7 protein-coding genes are annotated in these 6,727 nt (G+C 43.6%); 5 read left to right on the plus strand and 2 right to left on the minus strand.

Annotation, left to right across the window (positions count from 1 at the left end; genetic code table 11):
* Nucleotides 1-229: 229 nt before the first annotated feature.
* Nucleotides 230-958 (minus strand): response regulator transcription factor RpaB, encoded by a 729-nt coding sequence (gene rpaB, locus HWQ36_RS31520; RefSeq protein WP_185582014.1) that lies wholly within the window; start codon nucleotides 956-958, stop codon nucleotides 230-232.
* A gap of 170 nt (nucleotides 959-1,128) precedes the next feature.
* On the opposite strand from rpaB, the gene radA reads away from it, so the two are divergent.
* From radA to HWQ36_RS31535, 3 genes are all read left to right on the plus strand, one after another.
* Nucleotides 1,129-2,655, plus strand: coding sequence for a DNA repair protein RadA (gene radA / locus HWQ36_RS31525; RefSeq protein ID WP_292710185.1), 1,527 nt, complete (start codon nucleotides 1,129-1,131; stop codon nucleotides 2,653-2,655).
* A gap of 163 nt (nucleotides 2,656-2,818) precedes the next feature.
* Nucleotides 2,819-3,544 carry a Uma2 family endonuclease gene (locus tag HWQ36_RS31530; protein WP_292710188.1) on the plus strand — a complete coding sequence of 242 codons (726 nt, stop codon included), beginning with the start codon at nucleotides 2,819-2,821 and terminating at the stop codon, nucleotides 3,542-3,544.
* A 329-nt stretch (nucleotides 3,545-3,873) separates the two neighbouring features.
* A complete protein-coding gene (locus tag HWQ36_RS31535; protein ID WP_292710191.1) occupies nucleotides 3,874-4,149 on the plus strand; it encodes a hypothetical protein in 276 nt (91 codons plus the stop codon).
* A 48-nt stretch (nucleotides 4,150-4,197) separates the two neighbouring features.
* Here HWQ36_RS31535 and HWQ36_RS31540 read toward each other — a convergent pair whose 3' ends face one another.
* A complete protein-coding gene (locus HWQ36_RS31540) occupies nucleotides 4,198-4,524 on the minus strand; it encodes a hypothetical protein (RefSeq protein WP_366830052.1) in 327 nt (108 codons plus the stop codon).
* Nucleotides 4,525-4,562: 38 nt separating this feature from the next.
* Between HWQ36_RS31540 and HWQ36_RS31545 the strand changes: the two genes are divergently transcribed.
* Nucleotides 4,563-4,736: a hypothetical protein gene (locus tag HWQ36_RS31545; RefSeq protein WP_292710193.1), complete on the plus strand. Its 174-nt coding sequence runs from the start codon at nucleotides 4,563-4,565 to the stop codon at nucleotides 4,734-4,736.
* Between the two features lie 151 nt (nucleotides 4,737-4,887).
* Nucleotides 4,888-6,727, plus strand: a 1,840-nt coding sequence (locus tag HWQ36_RS31550) for a serine/threonine-protein kinase (protein WP_292710196.1), incomplete at its 3' end; no start/stop codon positions are given.

The raw sequence follows: 6,727 nt of genomic DNA on the forward strand, positions 1-6,727 counted from the left end.
GTCATTTGTCATTTGTCATTTGTCATTTGTCATTTGTCATTTGTCATTTGTCATTGGGCATTGGGCATGAAGAAGAGACAAGGGAGACAAGGAAGAGGGGGGAGACAAGGGAGATACTTGTTCAATAATTCCCCCTTGTCCCCCTTGTCCCCCTTGTCCCCCCACTCCCTCATCTCCCTCATCCCCCTGCCCCCTGCCCCCTGCCCCCTGCCCCCTGCCCTTCATCTCCTTACTCTTCGCCTGGTTCAATAATTCGCTGGAAAAGATAACCAGTACCCCTGGCTGTGAGTATCAATTCTGGGTTACTAGGATCATCTTCCAACTTTGCCCGCAAACGTGATATATGCACATCTACTACGCGGGTATCTACATGACGTTCTGGTGTATAACCCCAAACTTCCTGCAAAATTTCCGAACGAGAAAAAGCTTCTCCAGAGCGACTGACTAACAACTCTAACAAGCTGAACTCCATACCCGTCAATCGAATTCGCTCATCGCCTTTGTAGACTTGTCGCTTATTCGTATCGATTTTAATATTAGCGACATGGATTACCCCAGAACTGGGAATACCAGAAGCACCATTTTTATCTACCCGCCGCAGCACTGAGCGAATCCTGGCTTCTAGCTCCTTGGGGGAAAATGGTTTAACTACATAGTCATCAGCACCTAATTCTAGCCCGGTAATGCGATCGGCGACATCACCCAAGGCTGTTAGCATAATAATGGGGACATCTGATTCTTTTCGTAATTCTTGACATACACCATAGCCGTCTAGCTTTGGCATCATTACATCTAAAACTACCAGGTCAGGCTCAGTTTTGCGAAAAATTTCCAAAGCTTCTTCCCCGTCGCCAGCCGTCACTACATCGTAGCCAATCATGGAAAGGCGCGTTTCCAAAATCCGGCGAATGCTGGCTTCGTCGTCTACCACCAAGATTTTTTCTTTATGACTTTCCAAGTTTCTCAAGGCTCCTTAACTAAAAATTTACATGATTAATTTTTAATACCATAATATTAAGATATCATTCCATGAATTGATTTGGAAAAAGCTCTAAATACTACTATTATTGGTTTTTAGTTTTTTTCAAGAATTAAGTAAATATTAAGAATATTTAATAAGATTTAAGAATGGCAAAGCCAAAAACCTTTTTTACTTGTAACGAATGTGGAGCAGAATCGCCCCAGTGGTTTGGTAAGTGTCCAGCTTGCGGTACTTACAACTCTCTAGAAGAACAAATTTCTATTCAATCCTCAGTAGATGTACCCAGTCGGGGAGGAGTAAGTAGTTGGCAATCAACTCAAGGCAATGGCAAATCTCACTCTAAACCAGCTAAAGCACGAGCATCCTTAACGTTTGATCAAATTACCGATCGCCAAATTGCCCGTTGGGAGTCTGGTTATGGAGAATTAGATCGGGTGCTTGGTGGTGGAGTTGTCCCCGGTTCTATGGTACTGATTGGTGGCGATCCAGGTATTGGGAAATCGACTTTATTGTTGCAAGTATCTAATCAATTAGCACAGAAATATCGCATCCTTTACGTAACTGGTGAAGAATCGGGACAGCAAGTAAAATTACGAGCTTCCCGTTTAGGAGTATCAAAACCCCTAAGTGTGGTTAATGAAGAGAAGGTAACAGTAATGGTAGATCCTACACTACCCATAGACCCTGACAGTATAGGTGCAGATTTATATGTACTGCCAGAAACAGATTTAGAAGAAATTTTACGGGAAATAGATTCTCTAAAGCCAAACGTGGCGGTAATTGATAGTATCCAAACGGTGTTTTTTCCGGCGCTGACTTCTGCACCCGGTTCTGTGGCTCAGGTACGAGAATGTACCGCAGCACTGATGAAGGTGGCAAAGCACGAAGATGTCACCATGTTGATTGTGGGACACGTCACTAAAGAAGGAGCGATCGCGGGGCCAAAAGTTTTAGAACATTTAGTTGATACAGTATTGTATTTTGAAGGCGATCGCTTTGCCTCCCATCGGTTATTACGGACAGTAAAAAACCGCTTCGGTGCAACTCACGAAATCGGCATTTTTGAAATGGTGGCGGAGGGACTACGGGAAGTCTCCAATCCCTCAGAGCTATTTTTAGGCAACCGTGACGATCCCGCTCCCGGTACTGCCATTGTCGTGGCTTGCGAAGGTACTCGCCCCATAGTTGTGGAATTGCAAGCTTTGGTGAGTCCTACCAGCTACCCTTCACCCCGGCGGGCTGGTACTGGCGTAGATTACAACCGCTTAGTGCAAATTCTCGCCGTCTTAGAAAAACGGGTAGGAATTCCCATGTCAAAGTTAGATTCCTACGTTGCATCTGCGGGTGGGTTGAATGTAGAAGAACCGGCGGTAGATTTGGGAATTGCGATCGCAATTGTAGCTAGTTTCCGCGATCGCATCGTTGATCCAGGTACAGTATTAATCGGTGAAGTTGGGTTAGGTGGACAAGTGCGATCGGTTTCCCAAATGGAACTGCGGTTAAAAGAAGCTGCTAAATTGGGATTTAAAAGAGCGATCGTGCCAAAAGGAACAAAATTCCCCGATTTAAATATTGAGATATTACCAGTCTCTAAAGTCATAGATGCGATTATCGCCGCCATCCCGCATCAAGAATTGACAGCCGACGATTTAGAACCCGATGAAGATGAGTAACTATTGGGGACTGGGGACTGAGGATTGGGGATTGGGGAGATGAGGGAGATGAGGGAAATGAGGGAGAAGAATTAATAACCAATGCCCCATGCCCCATGCCCCATGCCCCATGCCCCATGCCCCATGCCCAATGCCCAATGCCCAATCCTAAAGGAAAACCCTCATGACAACCCTCACCCAAGACTACCAAATCACTTGGGAAAAACTACCCGATGATTACAAACTCCCAGATGATCCAGTGGACAACATCAACCAACCAGCCTTAGCTGCTGCACTTACAGAAAGCCTACAATTAGCCGGAAAAATTTCAGCTAACACCCTAACAACAACTAATTACGGCATTTGTGCCACTCTAAACAACAAAATAGTCATTAAAGCGCCTGATTGGGCTTTCATTGCCAAAATTAATGTTAGTAGAGAAGAAGTAACACGCAGTTACACACCTCAATTACAGGGTGATATTCCCGTAATTGTGATGGAATTTATTTCCGATACACAGGAAACAGAATATTCTATCAAAGCGACATATCCCCCAGGAAAATGGTTTTTCTACGAGCGCATTTTAAAAGTACCAAACTACATCATCTTTGAACCAGATAGCGGTAGTTTCGAGATGTATCGCTTAACCACAGAACAGTACATTTTGCAAGAGCCTGATGAAAACCAACGCTACTGGATAGCAGAAATGAATCTTTACCTTGGAGTGTCCCAAGGTACTCGTGAAAACCGCACAGGAAAGTGGTTACGGTGGTGGGATGAACAAGGAAACCTTTTACCTTGGGGAACAGAATTAGCCCAACAGGAACGCGAACGCGCCGAGCAAGAACGCCAACGTGCTGAACGACTAGCAGCACAATTGCGGGCGGCGGGAATTGAGCCAGAAGATTAGACTTCCTGTAAATAATTTAGGTTTGCTAGATTAGCGAAAAATTTGCTAAATCTAGCATTTTTTTTAGAAAGATGAAGTTTTAGATAGTACCAATTAAAGCCAAAAGTTGAGAGTATTTTTGTTAATTGGTGGTTGCTAATATTACCAAAGTTAAGGCTAATTTATTCCCATTAAAACTTGAAAATTATTAATAATAATTTTTAAATTTATGGTTGACAAGTATAATTTTATACCTTAATATAAAGACATGATAAAAGCGATCGCCTAATCCCGCGAAGAAGAATGCGATCGCCCTTATCTGGCCCCCTTATCAGGAGTTAACTATCATCATGGCACAACCAGAAGATTCCGCCCAGTCAAAATTAGAACAGTTCTTGGGTGAAAATTTAGATACACCCAGCGTCAATCAACCAACACAACAGAGGCTTCCTCAAAGAAAACCAGTTAAGCATCTACTGATTGGTTCGCCCAAAGCCGTTACCAGTACAATCCACTACTTGCAGGTAATTGGCTACGCTAGCGTCGGAGAATGGAGTCCACTGATACCCACCGGCAACTCAGATGAAGTCATGAGTATTTTAATTCGACAAATTCTGATGCAATAACCTAGATGTAGAGACGTTGCATTGCAACGTCTCTAGATTTTTTAGATATTAATTTCTGTCTACTCCCATGTCTCTGTTTTCTGGTTCGTTGGATTCTCGTGCTTCATTAGCAATTATTTCATTAATGTAGGTAACAATTATCACTAATTCTCCAATGGCTTCCAACTCAGCCTCTTCTTCTGGTGTTTGAGAATTAGCTGTTTTCTTATCTACAATTTCTTGCATCCGATCTGATAATTCGTCTGTAATTTTAAACAGATTAATATTACTGACTTTTTCAAGTTGAATACCTTTCTCTAGCCAGGATGAGGGTTTAACAACTGCGATCGCCATAAATTGATTACGATTGAATATACTGCCTATTGTACGCTCCATCAGAATCGCCTAAAATCTCCCTTGCCAAAGCTCTAGCGATGAAACAAATCAAAATTATTGTAGAAAAACATTCTGACGGTTATGTTGCCTACCCTCTGGGTATAAAAGGGGCGATCGTTGGTCAAGGTGACACTTATGAAGAAGCCTTAGCCGATATCAAGTCAGCTATTCGCTGCTACATTGAAATATTTGGCAAAGAAATGCTCGAATGACTCACCAATAATTGAGGCTTTTCTGACAGAAGCAGAGGTATCTCACGGGACGAATTCTTAACAGCCTATGAGCAAAGCTGAGTAAAGATGCCAAAAACTGATATTTATGGTGTGCAAAAATAAAATATCAGTAAAACTACGGTTTTGACCAATGGCGTGGAATCCAGGGCAGGAGTTATTTGGCGATCGCTACATCATCGAGAGAAAATTAGGCGAAGGTGGTATAGGTATAACCTATCTGGCAAAAAATCGACGCGGTGAGCTGCGAGTCATCAAAACTCTCAGAGAACAAATCCTGAATCATCACGCCTGGATATCACATCAAGATAAATTACGGCAAGACTTTCGGGATGAAGCTTTGCGACTGGCTTTGTGTCGCCATCCTCATATAGTGCAGGTAGAAAACGTCTTTGATGAGGTTAATTTGCCATGTATGGCGATGGAGTACATTGAAGGGGAAGATTTGGGGAAGTTGATAACTGAAAAAGGGGCGTTACCAGAAGCAGAAGCACTGCAATATATTAAGCAAATTGGCGACGCTTTAACTGTAGTTCACGATCGCGGCTTACTACATCGGGATTTAAAGCCGAGTAATATTATGATGCGTGCGGGTAAACCAGAGGCCGTACTAATTGATTTTGGTCTTGCTAGACAATTTGTTTCTGGTGCAGTTTTACAGCATACAGAGAGTGTTACTCATGGTTATGCGCCTCCAGAGCAGTATTTACCTAATGCTGAACGGGGAGAATATATAGATGTTTACGCCTTAGCTGCCACGTTTTATTCTTTGCTGACTGGACAATTGCCGATGCCAGCACCAGCTAGGCTGCAAAATTTTACGCTACAAGCACCCAAGGAGTTGAATAGCAGTGTAGGCGATCGGGTGAATGAGGCGATTATGAAGGGGATGGCGTTAAATTACAAGTTCCGTCCCCAGTCTGTGCAGGAGTGGTTGGATTTATTGGGTGCAAGTCCCATACCGCCAACACAACCAGTAACATTCCCTCCCTACACATTTCCATCTTGGGAATGCGTCCACATCATTCCAGGTATTTCTGGAACAGTAGCCCTTAGCCCCACGGAAGATATCTTAGCAAATGTGACAGGTTCAGTTATTCACTTGTTTTCATCAACTACAGGTCAACTTCTCCGCACCCTGAGTGGTCATTCCAAGGGTGTTAGTTCTGTCGCCATCAGTAGTGATGGGCAAATGTTGGCTAGTGGTAGTAGTGACAACACTATCAAGCTGTGGTCAGTGACAACAGGCAGAGAAATTCGCACCCTGAGTGGTCATTCCAGTTATGTTAAATCCGTCGCCATCAGTAGTGATGGGCAAATGTTGGCTAGTGGTAGTAGTGACAACACTATCAAGCTGTGGTCAGTGACAACAGGCAGAGAAATTCGCACCCTGAGTGGTCATTCCAAGAGTGTTAATTCCGTCGCCATCAGTAGTGATGGGCAAATGTTGGCTAGCGGTAGTGATGACAACACTATCAAACTGTGGTCGGTGACAACAGGAAGAGAAATTCGCACCCTGAGTGGTCATTCCAGTTATGTTAATTCCGTCGCCATCAGTAGTGATGGGCAAATCCTGGCTAGTGGTAGTGATGACAGTTATATCAAACTGTGGGAACTGTCAAGAAACTGGCTACAAAAGATAAAAGTTACAAAAATTCGCACCCTGAGTGGTCATTCCAGTCATGTTAAATCCGTCGCCATCAGTAGTGATGGGCAAATCCTGGCTAGTGGTAGTTGGGACAACACTATCAAACTGTGGGAAGTTGCAACAGGAAGAAAAATTCGCACCCTGGAAATTCGCACCCTGATTGGTTATTCCTCGTGGATTGATTCCGTCGCTCTAAGTAGTGACGGGCAAATCCTGGCTGGTGGTAGTGGTGACAAGACTATCAAACTGTGGTCGGTGACAACAGGAAGCGAAATTCGCACCCTGAGTGGTCATTCCAGTTATGTTAATTCCGTCGCCATCAGTA

It is taken from the genome of Nostoc sp. NMS2, assembly GCF_017115105.1.
In the GTDB taxonomy this organism is placed as follows: domain Bacteria; phylum Cyanobacteriota; class Cyanobacteriia; order Cyanobacteriales; family Nostocaceae; genus Nostoc.

Bases quoted from the DNA above. Each gene is read 5' to 3' on its own strand.
- radA (WP_292710185.1), top strand. From the start codon at position 1,129: ATGGCAAAGCCAAAAACCTTTTTTACTTGTAACGAATGTGGAGCAGAA.
- HWQ36_RS31530 (WP_292710188.1), top strand. From the start codon at position 2,819: ATGACAACCCTCACCCAAGACTACCAAATCACTTGGGAAAAACTACCC.
- HWQ36_RS31535 (WP_292710191.1), top strand. From the start codon at position 3,874: ATGGCACAACCAGAAGATTCCGCCCAGTCAAAATTAGAACAGTTCTTG.
- HWQ36_RS31540 (WP_366830052.1), bottom strand. From the start codon at position 4,524: ATGGAGCGTACAATAGGCAGTATATTCAATCGTAATCAATTTATGGCG.
- HWQ36_RS31545 (WP_292710193.1), top strand. From the start codon at position 4,563: ATGAAACAAATCAAAATTATTGTAGAAAAACATTCTGACGGTTATGTT.